This window comes from Collinsella aerofaciens, assembly GCF_025289055.1.
Classification (GTDB): Bacteria; Actinomycetota; Coriobacteriia; order Coriobacteriales; family Coriobacteriaceae; genus Collinsella.
Genome location: NZ_JAESIQ010000014.1, coordinates 1 through 19,079, shown reverse-complemented (window position 1 = coordinate 19,079; position 19,079 = coordinate 1). Strand labels below are relative to the sequence as shown.

Annotated in this window: 14 protein-coding genes and 1 tRNA gene; 10 read left to right on the top strand and 5 right to left on the bottom strand. The window is 61.8% G+C overall.

The annotated features are described in order from the left end of the window. Nucleotides 1–378: 378 nt before the first annotated feature. From JMJ97_RS05440 to proB, 5 genes are all read left to right on the top strand, one after another. Entirely contained in the window at nt 379–1,317 is a 939-nt protein-coding gene (locus JMJ97_RS05440) for a radical SAM protein (RefSeq protein ID WP_006235472.1), read from the top strand. A gap of 150 nt (nt 1,318–1,467) precedes the next feature. Then, a tRNA-Ala gene (locus tag JMJ97_RS05435) sits at nt 1,468–1,540 on the top strand. 64 nt (nt 1,541–1,604) lie between these two features. Continuing rightward, on the top strand, nt 1,605–2,063 hold the full coding sequence (locus JMJ97_RS05430) for a hypothetical protein (RefSeq protein ID WP_260699420.1): 459 nt from the start codon (nt 1,605–1,607) through the stop codon (nt 2,061–2,063). 84 nt (nt 2,064–2,147) lie between these two features. Beyond that, nucleotides 2,148–3,653 (top strand): nicotinate phosphoribosyltransferase, encoded by a 1,506-nt coding sequence (locus tag JMJ97_RS05425; protein ID WP_260699419.1) that lies wholly within the window; start codon nt 2,148–2,150, stop codon nt 3,651–3,653. A gap of 80 nt (nt 3,654–3,733) precedes the next feature. Continuing rightward, nucleotides 3,734–4,861, top strand: coding sequence for a glutamate 5-kinase (gene proB / locus JMJ97_RS05420; protein WP_260699418.1), 1,128 nt, complete (start codon nt 3,734–3,736; stop codon nt 4,859–4,861). Nucleotides 4,862–5,061: 200 nt separating this feature from the next. On the opposite strand, the gene JMJ97_RS05415 is transcribed toward proB, so the two are convergent. Continuing rightward, nucleotides 5,062–6,480 (bottom strand): alpha/beta hydrolase, encoded by a 1,419-nt coding sequence (locus tag JMJ97_RS05415; protein ID WP_260699417.1) that lies wholly within the window; start codon nt 6,478–6,480, stop codon nt 5,062–5,064. 112 nt (nt 6,481–6,592) lie between these two features. Between JMJ97_RS05415 and JMJ97_RS05410 the strand changes: the two genes are divergently transcribed. Continuing rightward, nucleotides 6,593–7,879 carry a glutamate-5-semialdehyde dehydrogenase gene (locus tag JMJ97_RS05410; RefSeq protein WP_260699416.1) on the top strand — a complete coding sequence of 429 codons (1,287 nt, stop codon included), beginning with the start codon at nt 6,593–6,595 and terminating at the stop codon, nt 7,877–7,879. Nucleotides 7,880–7,949: 70 nt separating this feature from the next. On the opposite strand, the gene JMJ97_RS05405 is transcribed toward JMJ97_RS05410, so the two are convergent. Together JMJ97_RS05405 and JMJ97_RS05400 are read right to left on the bottom strand one after the other, a co-directional pair. Further along, nucleotides 7,950–8,549: an HD domain-containing protein gene (locus JMJ97_RS05405; RefSeq protein ID WP_260699415.1), complete on the bottom strand. Its 600-nt coding sequence runs from the start codon at nt 8,547–8,549 to the stop codon at nt 7,950–7,952. A gap of 108 nt (nt 8,550–8,657) precedes the next feature. Beyond that, on the bottom strand, nt 8,658–9,143 hold the full coding sequence (locus JMJ97_RS05400; protein WP_022094807.1) for a CarD family transcriptional regulator: 486 nt from the start codon (nt 9,141–9,143) through the stop codon (nt 8,658–8,660). Nucleotides 9,144–9,485: 342 nt separating this feature from the next. Here JMJ97_RS05400 and argS point away from each other — a divergent pair, with 342 nt between their 5' ends. The 4 genes from argS to JMJ97_RS05380 all read left to right on the top strand — a co-directional run bounded on the left by argS (nt 9,486) and on the right by JMJ97_RS05380 (nt 16,612). Continuing rightward, the gene (gene argS / locus JMJ97_RS05395) at nt 9,486–11,339 is read left to right on the top strand and encodes an arginine--tRNA ligase (RefSeq protein WP_260699414.1); all 1,854 of its coding nucleotides are present in this window, start codon (nt 9,486–9,488) and stop codon (nt 11,337–11,339) included. A 528-nt stretch (nt 11,340–11,867) separates the two neighbouring features. Then, nucleotides 11,868–14,441, top strand: coding sequence for a transcription termination factor Rho (rho, locus tag JMJ97_RS05390; RefSeq protein ID WP_260699413.1), 2,574 nt, complete (start codon nt 11,868–11,870; stop codon nt 14,439–14,441). 313 nt (nt 14,442–14,754) lie between these two features. Beyond that, the gene (locus JMJ97_RS05385; RefSeq protein ID WP_260699412.1) at nt 14,755–16,155 is read left to right on the top strand and encodes a hypothetical protein; all 1,401 of its coding nucleotides are present in this window, start codon (nt 14,755–14,757) and stop codon (nt 16,153–16,155) included. 7 nt (nt 16,156–16,162) lie between these two features. Beyond that, entirely contained in the window at nt 16,163–16,612 is a 450-nt protein-coding gene (locus JMJ97_RS05380) for a VanZ family protein (RefSeq protein WP_260699411.1), read from the top strand. A 113-nt stretch (nt 16,613–16,725) separates the two neighbouring features. On the opposite strand, the gene JMJ97_RS05375 is transcribed toward JMJ97_RS05380, so the two are convergent. Both JMJ97_RS05375 and JMJ97_RS05370 read right to left on the bottom strand, forming a co-directional pair. Next, nucleotides 16,726–17,616: an ROK family protein gene (locus JMJ97_RS05375; protein ID WP_022094812.1), complete on the bottom strand. Its 891-nt coding sequence runs from the start codon at nt 17,614–17,616 to the stop codon at nt 16,726–16,728. 141 nt (nt 17,617–17,757) lie between these two features. Continuing rightward, nucleotides 17,758–18,939 (bottom strand): pyridoxal phosphate-dependent aminotransferase, encoded by a 1,182-nt coding sequence (locus JMJ97_RS05370; protein ID WP_006235487.1) that lies wholly within the window; start codon nt 18,937–18,939, stop codon nt 17,758–17,760. Nucleotides 18,940–19,079: the final 140 nt, after the last annotated feature.

Genomic DNA, 19,079 nt, shown 5'->3' with positions numbered 1-19,079 from the left:
CGATGGCTTGTCGGGATGCCGGCGGGGATCCATATGGACTGTAATGGTGATTTTCGGCAAAAGAAAACCACCCCCCACGTTACGAAAATGAACCCACCTAAAACAGGTGGGTGCCCTCATCGACTGTTCCAGCGTCCTTAACAACGAAGGATACCTGTACTAGGTACGACTGTGTGGGCTCCCTAAATAAACGCGACGGTTCACCCAGTTGCTCCGCGGGGGGCGGAATACCTACATCATAAAGCGGCACTTTATCGATTCCAGTCTTGACATTACAAAAATCGTGTCGGACGATTACGGCGCCTTGGGCTCGAGCCGTCTGTGGGGTTGATCCCTTTACGTTTGAGCTGCTGAATCGTTGTTTTGGAGCATGGTTTTATGCCGACGTCGTTGACCGAACTTTTTTCGCCCGCCTGCCATTTGTGTCCGCGCCGTTGCGGTGCGGCGCGCGATGAGGGCGCGCACGGCGTCTGCGGTGCTAACGACACGCTCAAGGTGGCCCGCGCCGCGCTTCATATGTGGGAGGAGCCGCCTATCTCGGGCGAGGCCGGTTCGGGCACGATCTTCTTTAGCGGCTGCTCGCTCAAATGTATCTACTGCCAGAACCACGAGATCTCGACCGGCAATTTTGGCCTTGAGATTTCGCCTGAGCGCCTGGTCGAGATTATGCTGGAACTGCAGGACCAGGGTGCCAACAACATCAATTTGGTGACGGCGACGCACTATGCGCACCTGTTGCCTGCCGCGATTGCCGCGGCACGGGCGCGCGGACTGGTTATCCCAATCGTCTACAACACGAGTGGTTACGAGCGCGCGAGTGCCGTGGCGGCGCTGGGCGACCTGGTCGATGTGTGGCTCACCGACTTTAAATATGCCGATGCCGGGCTTGCGCAGTCGCTCTCCCATATAAAGGATTACCCGCGTGTGGCCGTGTCGGGTCTGGCCCAGATGGCGCGCGAGATCGAGCGCCGCGGGGGAGAGTTGGTGGACGAGGACGGGCTTATGAAGCGTGGCATGATCGTGCGTCACCTGGTGCTTCCGGGGCATGCAGACGATTCGTGTCGCGTGCTGGACCTGGTGTGGCAGACGGTGGGCGACGTGCCGATCTCGGTTATGAACCAGTACACGCCCAATGCGCTCATGCGCGAGCAGGGCGGCGACCTGGCGCGCGCTGTGACGCGTGAGGAGTACGAGCAGGTGCTCGACCATGCCGACGACCTGGGTTTTACGACGATGTTCTGGCAAGAGGGCGGCGCGGTAGACGAGAGCTTCACCCCGGCCTTCGACACCACCGGTGTTCTTACCAGCGCAAAGTAGTGCGTTCGTCGATGATTTTTCTGGGACGGGGATAAAAAATCATCGAGAGGATCGCCTGTTCGAAAAGTTGCCAAAATAGCCGCGCCCCAAAAAGACTGGTTATTGGGCGTTGACAGTTGGCGAGCCGTAGGTAAAATATCGACTTGTCCTGGGGACGTAGCTCAGTTGGGAGAGCGCTGCCGTCGCATGGCAGAGGCCGAGGGTTCGACTCCCTTCGTCTCCACCCTTGGATTTGATAAGCCGCTGACATTGTGTCGGCGGCTTTTTTTAAAAGAAAGGGCTATACCATGGCCGAGCTTGAGTCCCAACCATTGTCCGACGAGGAGCGCGCTGAGTTGGAAGAGCTCCGCGCTGAGAAGGCCCGCCGCGAGGCTCGGGAAGAGGCCCGTCGCGAGCGCGAGGAGCTGGCTGCCCTGCGTGCCGAGCGTGCGAAGGCCGAGGAGGTCGCCTCGAACGCCGCATCCGAGCGCAAGCTCGCGCCCGCACCCAAGCCCGCTGCAGCGAAGCCTGCACCTGCCGCGCCCAAACCTCAGCCTAAAAAGGCCGCTCGTCCCAAGTCCGTCGAGTCCAAGCCGAGCCGTGACGAGATGACCTTTGCCCAGCGCATGGTTACCTCCAAGGAACCTACGGGCGAGAACGAGATTCCTGGCATGGCGCCGGCTCAAAAAATCATCATTGTCCTTGCCCTCATCGCGTTTGTCATCTTTATGGGCTACACGATCCTGACCAGCATGGGCCTGCTCTAACCGATTTGCATCGGGCGTCATGTCCGCATGCTCTGCTCTCGTCCAACCCTCAAATTCTGCACCACACATCCGAAAGGTCGCCCCATGGCTTTGACCGATATCTCTCATCCCACCGACATCGCAATGCTCACCGATCTGTACGAACTCACTATGGCCCAGGGCCTGTGGGAGAGCGGCAAGGCCAATGAGCAGGGTTGTTTTACCGCGTTTTACCGCGACCATCCCTTTGGCAGCGCCTATGCCGTCATGTGCGGCACCGCCGAGCTGCCCGAGCTGGTCGAGAATCTGCGCTTTACGCCCGAGGATATCGACTACCTCGCCTCGCTCCAGGCCCCGGCCGGCGGCGCGATGTTCAAGTCCGCATTCCTCGACTACCTGCGCGATTTTCGTGCGCATGTAAATATCGACGCCGTCCCCGAGGGCGAGCTCGTCTTTCCGCGCGAGCCCATGGTGCGCGTCACCGGTCCTGCGCTCGAGTGCCAGCTGCTTGAGACGGCGCTGCTCAACATCGTCGGGTTCCAGACACTTGTCGCCACCAAGACGGCGCGAGTGGTGCTGGCGGCGGACGGCCGTCCCGTGGCCGAGTTTGGCCTGCGCCGAGCCCAGGGTCCCGATGGCGGCCTGGCCGTTGCGCGCGCGAGCTACGTCGCCGGCTGCTCCTCTACGTCCAATGTGCTCGCCGGCCGCCGCTACGGTATTCCCGTCTTTGGCACGCATGCGCACAGCTGGGTGATGAGCTTCGATTCCGAGCTCGAGGCCTTCCGCGCCTTTGCCAAGTCGAGCCCCAAGAACTGCACGCTGCTCATCGACACCTACGATGTGCGCGAGGGCTGCGAGCATGCCATTACGGTTGCCAAGGAGATGGAGGCGGCGGGCGAGCGCCTGTCGGCTATTCGCATTGACTCGGGCGACCTCGCCAAGCTCTCCAAGTATGTCCGCGGTCGTTTCGATGCCGAGGGCCTGCCCTATGTGGGGATCTCGGTTTCTAACGATCTGGATGAGTACACGATTCAGTCGCTGCTCGACCAGGGCGCGCCCATCGATAGCTTTGGCGTGGGCACCAAGCTCGCGACCTGCTACGACCAGCCGGCGCTGGGCGGCGTGTACAAGCTTTCCGCCCGCCGTGCGAGCGAGGCCGACCCGTGGACGCCGGTGGTCAAGCTCTCCGAGCAGCCCTACAAGCGCACGATCCCGGGCGTGCAGCGCGTGCGCCGTTATTACGACGGCTTTGGCGGCCCGGTCTGCGACATGATCTACGACGAGGACCATCTGGTGGGGGAGGGCGCCGCGCGCGGCAATACCCTCGTGGCCGTGAATGATGCCGCCCTGGTGACCGACGTGTCGGAGCTTGAGTATCGCGAGCTGCTGGTGCCGATCGTGCGCGATGGCAGCGCAGTGGCTCCGCGTGAGAGCATCCAGGACGCGCGCGAGCGCTGTGTTTGGGCGCTCGATCATCTGGACGCAGCTTTTAAGCGCTTCCTGTACCCGCAGACCTATGTGGTGGGCATGGAGCAGGGCCTGGCTCAGGTGCGCGACGAGCTCGTGCGCAAGAACATGGCCGCGGCCTCGGCTTTCCCCTGGGCAAAATGATCAGCATGCGACGGAAGATAACGGATCATTTTCTCTCTTGCCCGTTCGCCCGTTCGCTGAACAGTTGATTGGTTTGACGTATGACGACTTCTTATAAAACGATGGTGGTAAAGATCGGTTCGTCCACGGTGGTGGGCGCCGATGGCAAGGTCAACCGCGCCTTTATCGGCGGACTTGCCGATCAAGCCGCAGCGCTGCGCAAGCTCGGCTGGCGTCTAGTCGTGGTGAGCTCGGGCGCTATCGCCTGTGGCTATCCCGTGTTGGGCTTCGACCGCAAGCCGGTCGGCGACCTTCCGAGCCTGCAGGCCTGCGCCTCGGCTGGTCAGTGCATCATCTCGTCGGCCTACGACGAGGAGTTCCATGCGCGCGACCTGCTCACCTCGCTCGTGCTGCTCACGCGTCACGACACGGCGCGTCGCACGTCCTACCTGCACGCGCGCGACGCCCTGCTGCGTCTGGTGGAGCTGGGCGTGGTGCCGGTCGTCAACGAGAACGACACCGTTACCGTCGACGAGATCAAGTTTGGCGACAACGACACGCTGGCGGCGCTCGTGAGCTGCCTGGTTTCCGCCGACCTGTGCGTGACGCTGTCCGATATCGACGGCCTCTACACCGCCAATCCGCACGAGGATCCGACGGCCGAGTTTGTCCCGGTCGTGCATAAGATCGATGCCAAGATCATTGCCTCGGCGGGTGATTCTTGGACCTCGGTGGGTACGGGCGGCATGATCACCAAGATTCGCGCGAGCCGCATCCTGATGACGGCGGGCATTCAGAGCGTGATTTGCTCGGGCGAGGAGCCCGATGCCCTCGTGCGTCTCGCCCGCGGCGAGAGCGTGGGAACCCTGTTCGATCCGCCGGCGGAGCGCCTGGACATCGCACCCCGCAAACTGTGGATCGCGCTGGGCGACAAGGCCCACGGCTCGGTGACGGTTGATGACGGTGCTGCGAAGGCGCTGGTCAGCCGTGGCTCTTCCCTGCTTGCGGTGGGTATTCGCGAGGTCGATGGCCAGTTTGCCGAGGGCGATGTGCTCGATGTGTGCGATCCGAGCGGTATGGTCGTCGCCCGCGGTATCGCCGAGGCCGATTCGGACGTGCTGGAGCTTGCAGCCGGCCGTCGCCAGGACCAGATCGCCAGCAACCGCCTGCTCGCTAACCTGGCCGAGAAGCCGGCGATACACAGGGATAACCTAATCGTCTTCGCTTAACCAATTGACGCTGCAAACGCCCCTAAGCGGCAATCTGACGTTCAATCGTCGGGCATGACCAAAAGGTCAATGCCCTCCTCTTTCACGTCACCTTGCTCGCTTAGGGGCGTTTTCGCTTTCCGTCCTCTTTCTGCAATGACTTCATTAACCTGGTACTTGGGGACGTTCCTTTTGTGACGGCAGGTGGGGACACTCCTTTGTTAGAAGATCCGGCGCAGGTCTCCGCGGTTGAACGCTTCGTCGAAGAGGTGCTTGAACACCACGCTGCCGTGCAGGCCGTCGTGCTCGAACTCGTTGGTCACCCAGGCATGCGAGTTGCCCACGCGGCTGAGCGTATCGAGCTGCATGCCCGAATCGACGTACATATCGTCGAAATACACCGCGGCCTGTAGTGGCACCTCGTTGCAGGCTAGGCGCTGCGGGTCGTAGATCTTGTCCCAGCTGGTGTCTTCCATCAGCAGGTCCATGGCGGGCTTAAACGGCATAAGCTCGGGCATCTGCTCAAACATCCACGGGAACATGGCCTCGCCGGTAAACATGAGCGGGCGCGCGAGTGTGTCGAACTCGGCACGATGGGCCTTCTCCTCTGCTGCGGCCCAGCGAATGGGCATGGTGTCGCCGTCGGCGTAGATAAACTCCTGCAGCGTCCAGTACAGCGGGTTTGTACGCGTGTTGGTGCGCTCGAAGGTGCGCATCAAAAAGCTGTCGGATACCGAGGAGCCGCAGCTAAGCGTACCGTCGCCAGTAACAAACGCGTGATCGATAATCCAATGCATGCGCTCAAAGCTCGGCTTCATGCCAAAGTCGCTGCCCATGAGCTGTAGGCGCTCGACCGTCATCGGCGAGCCGTCAGGCAGCACGGGCTTCTGAGCCTCGAGCGCATCGGCCAGGGCTGCCACGCGCTCGACGTCAGCGGGATAGCGGTCATAATACTGCTGCGTCTTGGCGGCCATGCGCGGGAAGGTGTGCTCGTAGACCTCGCTGGCGCTCGCCGGCACGTGGGGGATGCCGCCGCAGGTAAAGCTCGCCGCCACGCCCTCGGGGAAGAGCGACAGATAACTCAGCGTCAAAAAGCCGCCGTAGCTTTGGCCGAGCGTGACCCACGGCTTGCCGCCAAAGCCCACTAGGCGCAGGTACTCAAAATCGCGCACGATGGAGCTGGCGAGGTGGCGCTTGAGGAAATCAGCCTGCGAGCGTGCGGCATCGGAGCCGGCCGCCGTCGCGCGCTCGCCCAGTGCGGCAATCGTGCGCCCGTCTACACAGCTGCTGCGCCCGGTGCCGCGCTGGTCGGGAAGGACCACGCGGAAGTGCTTGACAGCCTCCTCGATCCAGCCGTCGCTTGTGGGCGACAACGGACGCGGGCTCTCGCCGCCGGGGCCGCCCTGCAAAAACAGGAGCAGTGGCAGATCGTCGTTGATGCGGTCGGGCGCGCAAACCACGCGGTAGAAGAGCTTGATGCTCTCGGGCGCGCCGGCGATGGGTGCCGGCATAGCGCCGCGGCGCATGGTGCTGCCGACGGCCAGGAGCATCGGCTCCAGGCCGCGCCAGTCAAGGGGGACGTCGATGCTGTGGTCCTCGACATAAAGGCTGGGGACGTGGTACGAAGTGATGAGGGCCATGTGAGTCTTCCGTTCGTTGCGGTGTTTCGGGTTGACCAATTCTACCGCCGCGGGCGAGGCCATGCGCAAATCGGCTACCATGGTTGCAAACTTCTAGGAGAAAGGGCCGCCCATGTCGGTCGATATAGCCACGTATGTCCACGATCTTGCCGTTGCCGCCAAGGCAGCGTCGGCCTCGCTTGCCACGGCGAGCGATGAGCAGCGTCAGGAGGCCGTGCGCGCCATGGCCGCAGCACTGCGCAACGGTGTCGACTCCATCGTCGCCGCCAACGAGCTCGATATGTCCGCCGCGCGCGATGCGGGCACTTCGGCCGGTCTGCTCGACCGTCTGCTGCTGACGCCTGAGCGCGTCGAGGGCATGGCCGCCGGTTTGGAGAAGCTCGCCGAGCTGCCCGATCCCGTCGGCCGCGTGCTCGACCACCGCGTGCTTGCGAGCGGTGTGGACCTGACCCGCGTGAGCGTGCCGTTGGGCCTGGTCGCCATGGTCTACGAGGCGCGCCCCAACGTGACGGCCGACGCCGCAGGCATCTGCATCCGTACCGGCAACGCCTGCATTCTACGCGGCGGCTCGCTGGCCTATCACTCGTGTGCCATGATCGCCGAGCTGCTGGCCGATGCGCTCGAGGCCAAGGGCTTCCCGCGCGAGGCCGTGTCGATGATCGAGTCCACCGACCGCGAAGCTACTGGCGAGCTCATGAAGCTCCGCGGTATCGTCGACGTACTCATTCCGCGCGGCGGTGCAGGCCTGATCCAGCGCTGCGTGCGCGAGTCGCTTGTGCCGGTGATCGAGACGGGCACGGGCAACTGCCACATCTACGTGCATGAATCCGCCGACTTTGATAAGGCGCTCAACATTATCGTCAATGCCAAGACCCAGCGCGTAGGCGTGTGCAATGCCGCCGAGTCGCTGTTGGTCGACCGTGCTGTGGCCGATGCGTTTTTGCCCGCGGTCGTGACCGTGCTGCATGACCACGGCGTGCTCATTCACGGCGACGAGGCAACCTGCGCCGCATGCGCCGATGCCGGGCTTGCCGAGGGTGATGACTACGTTGCCGCGACTGAGGAGGACTGGGGTCGCGAGTATCTGGCGCTCGAGATGAGCGTGAAGGTCGTGGCGAGCGAGGACGAGGCCATCGCACACATCAACCGCTACGGCACGATGCACTCCGAGGCCATCGTTGCCGAGGACACGGATGCTTGCGAGCGCTTCCTCGATGCGGTCGATGCCTCGGCCGTGTACGCCAACGCCAGCACGCGCTTCACCGACGGCGGCGAGTTTGGCCTGGGCGCCGAGATCGGCATCTCGACCCAAAAACTCCACGCCCGTGGCCCCTTTGCCGCCGAGGCCCTCACCACCTACAAATACAAGCTCCGCGGCACCGGCCAGGTCCGCCCCTAACGCCCGTGCAAACAAAAACCACCACAAAGGTGCCTGTCCCCTTTGTGGTGGTTTTAGGTGGCGTGGGCGGTTAGGCCTGGAAGGTATCGCGGTCGGGGGCGAAGGACTGCATGGCCGCGATGGTGCGGTCAAAGAGCTCGGGGAGCTCCCAGCCCAACATCTCGGCGCCCTGCGAAATCACGTCGCGCGAGCAGCCGGCGGCAAAGCGCTTGTCCTTGAACTTCTTCTTGAGCGACTTGGTCGTAAAGTCCATAACGCTCTTGCTCGGGCGCATGATGACTGCAGCGCCGATCAGGCCGGTGAGCTCATCGCAGGCAAACAGGATCTTTTCCATCTGCAGCTCGGGCTTGGGCAGCGAGGTGTTGAAGTCGGACGTGTGCGTCTGGATGGCGCGAATGAGCTCGGGAGACGCACCTTCACCCTCAAGAATCTCGGCAGCATAGATGGTGTGGTTCATGGGGTCGTCCTCATGCTCCTCCCAATCCAGGTCGTGCAGCAGACCGACGATGCCCCAAAACTCCTCGTTCTCGGGGTCGAACTCGCGCGCAAAGTAGCGCATAGTGCCCTCGACCGTCTCGCCGTGGATGATGTGGAACGGATCTTTGTTGTGCTCGTTGAGCAGTTCGAACGCACGGTCGCGGGTGATTCCGGCGGTAAGCGGCTCTGCCATAAGAGACTCCTTGTGCTCGTGGGTATCGATAAGAATGAATACTACTAGAACAAGAAAACCACCACAAAGGTGCCTGTCCCCTTTGTGGTGGTTTTTGGCGCGGATGGGTTAGTTGAGGGCGGCTTGGGCTAGGCGAGCTTCGGCGTCCTCCTCGGTGACGCCCAGGGCCACGGCGAACTCCTCGATGGAGCGGCGCTTGGCTTCCTTGAGTACGCGCATGTAGTAGGAGCTGGGCTTTTTATCTGCTTCCTCGGCCTGGCGAATACGGTGCATCATGGTTTTTGCCACGCGAACCGTCTCGGGCGCGCCCAGCTTGAGCTGCTGCTTAAAGTGCGTCTCCTCAAGTGAGCTGTTGCGCTCGGTAAAGGTGTCGCACTCCAGCTCGTCATAGTGGCTCAGCAGGTGCTCGGCATCTTGCTGCGAGATGGCGGCGTGCAAACGGTCGGCCTGCGCCACGGGGTACATGAGGATCGTCTGCGCATGTCCCTGCTTGGTCTCGAGCAGTAGCATGGGCTGCGGTGTATCGTCCCTAAAACCGACGACGGTGCAGACTCCCTGACCCGGATGAATGACGTGTTGACCGATTGAGAACATGCTACCTCCAACTTATACGAATTTACGTATGTCTAGAATAACACGCTGACGTGCGCAAACCCGTACTTTATGCAGGAAAAGCACACAACTCTGATAGGTAAGAGTATTCGATAACAGACGCAGCTCATTCACGCCTTTATGCATTTTCAACGCCTGCATAATCTGCAGGCAGACCGGCATCTTTGAGTGACTCCATACAAGCTGTAGTCATTTTTGTGCATATGCAATATCTATTAGCTTTACCCTGCGACAGTGCCCGTCGCTTGTGATAGAGTGCTACAAACTCTGGCTTTTGCCCTACGAGTGACCAAGAGCTCGGGGGCTTTAACACAAGGAGGATCTATGCCCGAGAAGATTGAAGAGCTGGTACGCGCTGCGCTTGCTGCGGCCCAGGAGGCCGGCGACCTTTCCGCATTTGAACTTGACGATTGCGCTATCGAGCGACCGGCTGACACTTCTCATGGCGAGTGGACCTCTACCATGGCCCTGAAGTCCGCCAAGCTGGCCCACTGCGCCCCGCGCAAGATCGCCGAGGCCATCGTTGCCCATATGCCCGAGGACCCCGCGATCGAGAAGGTCGAGATCGCAGGCCCCGGCTTCATCAACTTCTACCTCTCCGTTGCCGTCAAGAATGCCATCTTTGGCGAGGCTCGCGAGAAGGGTATAGACTTCGCTAAGTCCAACGTCGGTGGTGGCCTGAAGACCCAGGTCGAGTTCGTTTCCGCCAACCCCGTCGGCCCCATGCACATCGGCCACGGCCGCTGGGCCGCGCTGGGCGACTCGCTCTGCCGCGTTATGGATCACGCCGGTTACGACATCCAGCGTGAGTTCTACATCAACGACCACGGCTCTCAGATGAACACCTTCGGCAACTCCATCAGCACGCGCTATATGCAGCTTGCCGACATCATCGCCAAGCAGGGCGTGGATATCGACGAGGCTCACAAGCTGCTGATCGCCGACCGCGACGCCTTTGTTGCCGACGAGAGCGACGAGCATCCCGAGACCCATCCGTATCAGGACAACTTTGCCGAGACCCTAGGCAAGGACTCCTACGGCGGCGACTACATCATCGACGAGGCCGCCGAGTTCTGGCGCACCGACGGCGATAAGTGGGTCAACGCCGATCCGCAGGAGCGCATGGAGAGCTTCCGCGAGCGCGGCTATGTAAAGATGGTCGACAACATGCGCGACCTTTGCCATGCCGTCAACTGCGACTTCGATCGTTGGTTCTCCGAGCGCTCGCTGTATGTGAAGGACACCGAGGGCGAGACCGCCGGCACCTCCGCCGTCGACCGCGCTTTTGAGAAGCTCGACAAGATGGGCTACCTCTACACCAAGGACGGCGCCCTGTGGTTCCGCTCCACCGACCTGGGCGATGACAAGGACCGCGTTCTGATCAAGTCCGATGGCGAGTACACCTACTTCGCCTCCGACGTTGCCTATCACTGGGATAAGTTCCAGCGCGTCGACCACGTCATCGACATCTGGGGCGCCGACCACCACGGCTACATCGAGCGCGTCCGCTGCGTCTGCGATGCCTTGGGTTACCCCGGCAAGTTTGAGGTTCTGCTGGGCCAGCTCGTCAACCTGCTGCGCAACGGCAAGCCCGTCCGTATGTCCAAGCGTAAGGGCACCATGGTGACCCTGCAGGAGCTCGTCGACGAGGTCGGCTCCGACGCTGCCCGTTACACCCTCATCTCCAAGAGCTCCAACCAGATGGTCGACTTCGATATTGAGGCCGTCAAGAAGCGCGACAACTCCAACCCGGTGTACTACGTGCAGTACGCTCACGCCCGCGTGTGCTCCATCCTGCGCCGTGCCGCTGACGTTACGCCCGAGCAGGCTGACGAGATGGGCATGAAGGCCGTCGCCGCCAAGGCCATCGGTGAGAACGTCGATTACTCGCTGCTGACCGACCCGACCGAGCTCGCCCTTTCGCGCAAGCTCAACGAGCTCACCGACCTCATCGCCAGCTGCGCTCGCGACCGCGCCCCGTTCCGTCTGACGCACTTTGCTGAGGAACTCGCCGGCGACTTCCACAGCTTCTACGCTGCCTGTCAGGTGCTGCCGAGCGAGGGCCGTCCCGTCGACCCCGAGCTTTCGCGTGCCCGTCTGGCCGCTTGCGATGCCGTCCGTGTGACGCTCGCCCTGGTGCTCACCCTCGTTGGCGTTTCCGCGCCCGAGCAGATGTAAGCTACGGGTCATTTGACCGTACAGACTTGGTTTAACTAAGCCTTGAAAGCCCGATCTCCCACGGAGGTCGGGCTTTTTGCAAACGCCGACGTATTGACGAATTTGGAACTGCTGGAAATACGAAACTATGCCGGTTTACTACGATGAAATGAGAAATTCCAACTACGCCGGCTTTTCGCAAAAAAGTGCAAGGCATCTACCTGCGGTTTTAGTTCAACAAGTTTCGGAGTGATCGCGGTTGAGCGATTCATCGTAGTAAACCGCCACAGTTTTGGCGGAGGCAGTCAGATTTGTGGGTGTTAAACCAAAGATTGTCCCTTTTGACTAGTCGTTTAAGAACGTCCTCAATGACTAAGTTGCAGGTGGTTGCGGTTGTGTTACACTAACGCAGCGTATATGACGCAAATATCTCGATACAGATCAATGATGTCCGTCGGTATTTGACGGAGCTAGACTGTTTAGCCGCCCTGAAGGTTTATGCAGGGAGCATGTGATCACAGGGCTTGAAAAGAAAGTTGAGCAAACACTGTGTCTGATCAACAGCAAGAAAACGAAATAACGACGACGCAAGCCGCTCCCGCTGCACCGGTTGCGTTGGACCAGGTCGCGGCGCCCGCGCAAGCCTCGGCTCCTGAGACGCCTAAGGCTGCTTCGACGCCTACGCCTTCAGCGGCTGAGAAGGCCGTGCCTGCAACTGGTGAGGAGGCTGCTTCGGCAAAGCCCAAGCGTACGCGCCGCACGGCCAAGTCTGCTGCTGACGGCGAGGAGGTCACCAAGCCCAAGCGCCGTACCACGCGCACGACGCGCGTCAAGCGCACCGTTGCAGCTGACTCCTCGGCGCCGATTTCCGATGAGGTCGCGCAGGCACGTGCGTTGGCGCAGATTAGCGAGGCTCAGGTGGTGCGCGCCCGCCGTCGTGCTGCCGAGCGCGAGGCCGCGGCTCTGACCGAGCTTGCAGCTCCGTCTGTGCCCGAGACGCCTGCCGCCACCGAGACCCCTGTCGCCGACCAGCCGACCGAGAAGCCGGTACCGCGCACACGCCGTCGCACGGCTGCTAAGGCCGAGCAGGTTGCCGATCAGGTAACCCCCGAGCTCACTGAGGCTTCGGTCCGTTCCGCGGCAGGGGAGGGCACATCGCCTGTTGAGCCCGCTGCGCCTGTCGAGGCCAGCGAAGTTCCCGTTGTCGATCCGGCTTTGCGCCCGCACCGTCGCGGTCGCAAGCCCAAGGCCTTCGTCGAGGCCGAGAAGGCCGCAGCCGCAGCCGCCGCCGCTCGGGATGCTGCGGCGATCGCCGAGTCTGCAACCGCTGCCGACGCGCCCGTCCAGGATGCTACGACTTCCGAGGCCGTTTCTGCCGATGCCGAGCCCGCCGACGTCCGTCCCGGTCGCAGCCGTCGTACTGCTGCTAAGCGCACGTCCAAGGCCAAGGCTGCCAAGAAGGGTGCGTCCGAGGATTCCGCCGAGACGACCGTCGATGCATCGACTGATGCCGCCGAGCCCCAGGACGTCGAACAGCCTGCGTCTGAGAAGCCCAAGCGCGGTCGTAAGAAGTCCGCTAAGGCCAGGGCGTCCGAGCAGCAGGCCGAGGCCGAGCTGCAGGGCGATTCCAAGGCCGAGACCAGCGATGATACTGCGGCTAACGCCGATGCCGCCGCAACCGATGGCGCCGCGCCCGCCGAGGCCGAAGACGGCGCTCGCCCCAACCGTCGCCAGCATAAGCGTAACGACGAGCGCAACGAGCGCAAGGACGAGCGCAACAACGACCGCCGCAACCGTCAGCGCGATCGCAAGCAGCGCAACAAGGAGCGTAATGCCGCTCCCACCGAGCCCACGCTTTCGCGCGAGGAGCTCGCGGCCATGAAGGTCGCCGAGCTGCGCGAGAAGGCCAAGGAGTTCGAGATCGAGACGACCGGCAAGAAGAAAGCCGAGCTCGTCGAGGAGATCTACGTCACCGCCGCGAAGGCCGAGGGCTTCCGCGACATCAAGGGCATCCTGCAGATTCGTCCGGACAGCTCCGGTATCATCCATGCCCATGGCTACATGAAGTCCAACGACGACGCCTTCGTGCCCGCCTACCTCATCCGCTCCGCGCGTCTGCGCACGGGCGACGTCATCGAGGGCTCGCTGCGTCCTTCGCGCGGCGGCGACAAGCGCGCCGGCCTCGCCAAAATCACGACCGTCAACGGTCTAGACCCCGAGCAGATTCGCAACCGTCCCAAGTTTGGTGACCTCACCCCGGTCTATCCCAACGAGCCGCTGCGCATGGAGCACGGCAAGGACTCCATTACCGGTCGCGCCATCGACATCGTGTCGCCGATTGGCAAGGGTCAGCGTGGCCTGATCGTGTCCCCGCCCAAGGCCGGCAAGACCACGATCCTCAAGAAGATCTGCCAGTCTATCTCGATTAACAACCCCGAGGTGCACCTCATCTGCCTGCTCGTCGACGAGCGCCCCGAAGAGGTTACCGATATGCAGCGTTCCATCAAGGGCGAGGTTGTGGCGTCGACCTTCGATATGCCCGCCGACAACCACACTCGTGTGGCAGAGCTCGTCATCGAGCGCGCCAAGCGCATCGTGGAGCTGGGCGGCGATGTCGTGGTGGTGCTCGACTCCATCACGCGTCTTGCCCGCGCCTACAACTTGGCGGCGCCCGCCTCAGGCCGCATCCTTTCGGGCGGCGTCGATTCGGCGGCACTATATCCGCCCAAGCGCTTCCTGGGCGCAGCCCGCAATATCGAGAACGGTGGCTCGCTCACCATCCTGGCCTCTGCCCTCATCGACACCGGCTCCAAGATGGACGAGGTCATCTTTGAGGAGTTCAAGGGCACCGGCAACATGGAGCTCAAGCTCGACCGCGACCTGGCCGACCGCCGCATCTTCCCGGCTATCGACCCCGTTGCCTCCGGTACGCGTAACGAGGACCTGTTGGTTGACGAGCAGATGCGTCCGTTTGTCTTTGGCCTGCGTCGCATTCTTGCCGGCATGAACAACACCGAGCGCGCAGCTGCGTCGTTTATCAAGGGTCTTAAGGGCACCAACACCAACCAGGAGTTCCTGGTGCGTTCGGCCAAAAAGCACAGCGACTACGAGCAGACGTTCTAGGTTGTCATCCACACGCAGCGATAGTCATCAATGCAATAAAGGGTCGGGGCTTTGAGCCTCGGCCCTTTTCTATATCGCCGCTCCGCGCTTATTTTTGACCATAAGACTGGCAAGCAGCAGGTTTCCCGTTTCAATCCGACATCGTCGCTTGCAATCGACAGGGCGGTTTCGCATAATAGCTTTTAAGCTTCGCGACGGATAACGCAGATGAAACGAACCATATACCGTTGCTTTGGGGCATAGCCCCGCTTCATCTTCTCTCGCGCAGCCAACTGAATGATGCGATTTGGGTGCTGGAAGATGGGGAGAGCTCATGGCTTCTTCTGATGCAACACAACGAGCAGTCCTTGCCGGACTTTCGTGCGGGATCGGCCTTGCCGCTCCCGTGGTTATGTATGCCGCGACGCTGCCGTTTTCGTCTGTGAACGAGACAGTCGTGGCGGGTGCGGTTCCCTTCGCCGTGGGCGCGGTGGCGGGCGTGGGCATCTATGCCGCCTCGCTGGGTATCTCCGAGTATCGTGCGCAGCGTGAAGAGCGTCTGTTCCAGCCCGATGCCATGGGCGGTGCCGCCAATCTCAATCAGCATCAAAGCGAGTTCAAGACCGCCTCGATTCCAGCTCAGCAGCAGGATGCGACTCCTTACGCTGCGGCTTCCGCTTCTCAGGCTCAGGCGGAGCAGTCTACCTCGGCATTCCTTTCCGGCCTGACTGGTGCGTTCCAGCGCCGTCATGCCGATGATGGTGTCCCCACCATCGCTCGAGCCGCAGATGCTATGGACGAGGACGAGGCTTGGTCCATGATCGACAGTATGCTCGACGACGATTCGCCGGTGAGCTGCGACCCTGCACACTCGCGCGACGTCTATCAAGTCGCCATCGACGAGCTCACCAACGGCGGGCAGACCGGCTCCTTCAATCGCGACGACATCGCCGCCGCGGCACGCGCCGTGTCTGGCTCCCAGGCCGCCCCTGCGGGCAGCACGGCGGCTTTCGTGGCGCTCGTCGCCAACGCGGCAGCCAATAACGCCTACAGCGCTACCTCGGCGGACGCGAACGCTTCTGCCGACAATTCGTACGTTGATGAAGCCATGGCCGCGGACGAGGAGGCCGTTGCCGCCCGCCGTGCCGCCGAAAGCTCGCTTTGGGGCGCTCCTGCCCAGCAGCAGGCGGCTGAGGCTGCGCCGTACAACGCAAACCTCGCCAGCATGCCTATCATCTCCGGTGCCGCGGACATCGATCTCGATGACCTCGATGAGCCTGCAGCCATCACCGCATCGATTGATGCCCAAGATCGCATCGACACCGGCGACCTTCCGGACGCCTCGCTCGAGGTTGATGTCCCCATGGCTGATTACTCGGGCCACGAGGACATGTGGGCCGCCGCCACCGCGATTCTGGATGAGATTGACGAGCCTGCTCCTGTTGCAGCCCCCGCTCCCGTCGCTGCCCCTCAGCCTGCTGCCCCCGCCTATGTCGGCCGTCACAGCGCTGTGTTCCCCGAGGATACTGCCCGTATCTCGCGCGAGAGCATCGAGCGGGCCGAGGCTATTGCCGCCGGCATTATGGAAAACCGTCGTCACGAGCGCGTCAATCAGATCCTCGAGGAGGAGATCGAGCGCCTGCAGTCCTCTACCGCCAAGCGTACGGGCCGTGCCTACCTGAGCGTTATCGAGGGCGGTACCGCCAGCTTCGCGCCGCTCCGCGCGGAGGCATAACTTCTGCATGGTTAAGATCAATCGAAAATGGGCGGTCGTGACCTGCCTGATGGCGCTCTTGATCTGGGGCAATTCGCTGGTTCCCGGCTCGGGGTCGGGCTCGCTGAGCCTAACGGTCATGGAAGCTATCCGCGGTTTCCTGTACGGCGTGGGACTTCCATATGAATGGGTGACCAACTTTGTTGTTCGCAAGTGCGCGCATTTTACCGAGTATATGGTGCTCGGCATCTTGGCAACGCACGCCTTTGATTTTGAGGGCCGGCGCACCTTTGACGTGCTGCTGCCCACGGCGGTGTTCCTGCTGCTGATTCCTTCGATCGACGAGACGATTCAGCTCTTTGTGCCGGGACGCGCCGGCATGATCACCGATGTGATGATCGACTGCTGTGGAGCGGCAACGGGCGTTGTGCTCCGATATCTACTACGATCGCTCATATGTGCCAAAAAGGCCGCCTAGGACGTATGCTTGGTGCTAGGCGGCCTTTTTTATTAGAGGGCTTATATAGGGCGTGGTGGCGTCGTTCCGTAGGTTGGATTTGCCGGGCGCGCCACGCCCTGTGGGTGCGTCTGTTACTGAAGCGCCTGCGCGCCCAGGGCCAGGCAGCCCATGATGCCCTGCTTGCCCTCAAGGCTGTTGTTGACAATATAGGTATCGATGTCGTTGACCTCGGGCGTGACGATATAACCGTTGAGCATCTCGGCGCACTTCTTGCGCGCGAGCGGCACGATGGGGGTGTGGTCGGCCACGCCGCCACCGATGATGATCTTTTGCGGCGCGTAGCACAGCGTGTAGGTCATGAGCGCCTGTGCCAGATAGCCTGCGAGCAGGTCCATGGCCTCCGGGTCATCGGCCATGTCTCCGGCGCTCTTGCCATCCCAGCGCTTTTTAACGCCGGGGCCGGCGATGAGACCCTCGAGGCAATTGTCGTGGAAGGGGCAGGCGCTGTGCTCGCCAATGGTGTCGCGCGGGTCGCGCGTGACCAGGATGTGGCCGGCCTCGGGATGCATCATGCCGTGTACGAGCTTACCGCCCGAGAGCACGCCGGCGCCCACGCCGGTGCCGATGGTCAGATACACAACGTCAGTGAGGCCCTGGGCGCAACCAAAGGTGACCTCGCCCAGGCAGGCGACGTTGACGTCGGTGTCGTAGCCGCAGGGGATATTGAGCTCGTTTTGGATAGTGCCCAGCAGGTCAAAGTAGCGCCATGCCGTTTTGGGCGTCTCCAGGATCTTGCCGTATTGGGGCGAGGCAGGGTTGACTGCGGTGGGGCCAAAGGCGCCGATGCCCAGCGCGGCGATGCCCTTGTCGGCAAACCATGCATTGACGGCCTCAACGGTCTCCTGCGGGGTCGTGGTCGCGATCTGCTCACGCTCCAGGACCGTACCGTCTGCATAGCCCGTGGCGCAGACCATCTTGGTGCCGCCGGCCTCGAGCGCTCCGATAAGCTGCTGTTCTGCCATAGTATTCCTCTCTCTGGGACGAGTTGCTCCGTGACTAAAGTATAGGGCTCTAAACCATTTAAGAAAGCGCTATAAATAGAAGCCTCGCAACGTGGCGGGCGGTGCGGGGCTTCTTTGGTTGCTTTAGTTGCCGGGCCGTCCTTACCCGCGCGGCTTGATTTTATCACGTAGCGACTTGAGGTTCTCCAGTGCCGCGTTAAGCGTCTCGTCCCGCTTGGCAAAGTGGAAACGAATCAGATGGTTGACGGGCTCGCGGAAGAAGCTCGAGCCGGGCACGGCGCCCACGCCCACCTTGGATGCGAGGTCCTCGCAGAATTCGAGGTCGCTGTCATAGCCAAACTCAGAGATGTCCATCATGACGTAGTAGGCGCCCTGCGGCACGTTATGCTCAAGACCGATGCTATCGAGCCCCTGGCAGAACAAGTCGCGTTTGGCGGTGTAGAGGTCGAGGACCTCATCGTAATAGCTGTCGTCGAAGTTGAGGGCGGTGACAACGGCTTCCTGCAGGGGAGCGGCGGCACCCACGGTGAGAAAGTCGTGGACCTTCTTGATGCGCTCGGTGATCTGGGCCGGGGCGATGGTGTAGCCCAGACGCCAGCCGGTGATGGAGTACGTCTTAGACAGCGAGCTGCAGCTGATGGTTCGCTCGAACATGCCGGGCAGCGTGGCCATGTAGACGTGCTCATGGGGCGCGTAGACGATGTGCTCGTAGACTTCGTCGGTGATGCAGTACGCGTCGTACTTTTTGCACAGGTCGGCGATAAAGGTGAGCTCTTCGCGCGTAAAGACCTTGCCGCAGGGGTTGGAGGGGTTGCACAGGACGATGGCCTTGGGGTCGTTGTCGCGGAAGGCAGCCTCGAGCGCCTCGCGGTCAAAGTCGAATGTGGGCGGGTTGAGCGGCACATAGATGGGCTCGGCACCCGAAAGGATCGTGTCGGCGCCGTAGTTCTCGTAGAATGGCGAGAAGATGACGACCTTGTCGCCGGGGTTCGTGACCGTCATCATGGCGGCCATCATGGCCTCGGTGGAGCCGCAGGTGACCACGATATTCTGGTTGGGGTCGATCGGCATGCCCATAAAGTGCTCCTGTTTGGCGGCGAGCGCCTCGCGCATGGCCTGGGAGCCCCAGGTGATGGAGTACTGGTGATAGAGCGGCTTGGGGTCGGCGGCGATGGTGCTCAGGCTGTTGAGCAGCTGCGCCGGAGGATCGAAGTCGGGGAAGCCCTGCGACAGGTTGACGGCATCGTACTTATTGGAGATGCGTGTCATGCGGCGGATGACCGAATCGGTAAATGTTGCCGTGCGGTTGGAGAGTTCTTTCATGCCGGTCCTTTCGAGGATTTGCAGTGGGGCAAGTTTACTCCTATGGAACCGGTGGGAATTGCTCGAAACGCGCTCGAAAAACTCTTTGGTTGATTTTCAATCTCAACGCAACAGCCTGAACGGACCCCGCGTTTCCGCAG

Coding starts and splice junctions, on each gene's coding strand:
- JMJ97_RS05430 (WP_260699420.1), top strand. CDS start 1,605: ATGGCCGAGCTTGAGTCCCAACCATTGTCCGACGAGGAGCGCGCTGAG.
- JMJ97_RS05385 (WP_260699412.1), top strand. CDS start 14,755: ATGGCTTCTTCTGATGCAACACAACGAGCAGTCCTTGCCGGACTTTCG.
- JMJ97_RS05380 (WP_260699411.1), top strand. CDS start 16,163: ATGGTTAAGATCAATCGAAAATGGGCGGTCGTGACCTGCCTGATGGCG.
- JMJ97_RS05400 (WP_022094807.1), bottom strand. CDS start 9,143: ATGTTCTCAATCGGTCAACACGTCATTCATCCGGGTCAGGGAGTCTGC.
- JMJ97_RS05410 (WP_260699416.1), top strand. CDS start 6,593: ATGTCGGTCGATATAGCCACGTATGTCCACGATCTTGCCGTTGCCGCC.
- JMJ97_RS05370 (WP_006235487.1), bottom strand. CDS start 18,939: ATGAAAGAACTCTCCAACCGCACGGCAACATTTACCGATTCGGTCATC.
- JMJ97_RS05415 (WP_260699417.1), bottom strand. CDS start 6,480: ATGGCCCTCATCACTTCGTACCACGTCCCCAGCCTTTATGTCGAGGAC.
- argS (WP_260699414.1), top strand. CDS start 9,486: ATGCCCGAGAAGATTGAAGAGCTGGTACGCGCTGCGCTTGCTGCGGCC.
- JMJ97_RS05375 (WP_022094812.1), bottom strand. CDS start 17,616: ATGGCAGAACAGCAGCTTATCGGAGCGCTCGAGGCCGGCGGCACCAAG.
- JMJ97_RS05425 (WP_260699419.1), top strand. CDS start 2,148: ATGGCTTTGACCGATATCTCTCATCCCACCGACATCGCAATGCTCACC.
- JMJ97_RS05405 (WP_260699415.1), bottom strand. CDS start 8,549: ATGGCAGAGCCGCTTACCGCCGGAATCACCCGCGACCGTGCGTTCGAA.
- JMJ97_RS05440 (WP_006235472.1), top strand. CDS start 379: ATGCCGACGTCGTTGACCGAACTTTTTTCGCCCGCCTGCCATTTGTGT.
- proB (WP_260699418.1), top strand. CDS start 3,734: ATGACGACTTCTTATAAAACGATGGTGGTAAAGATCGGTTCGTCCACG.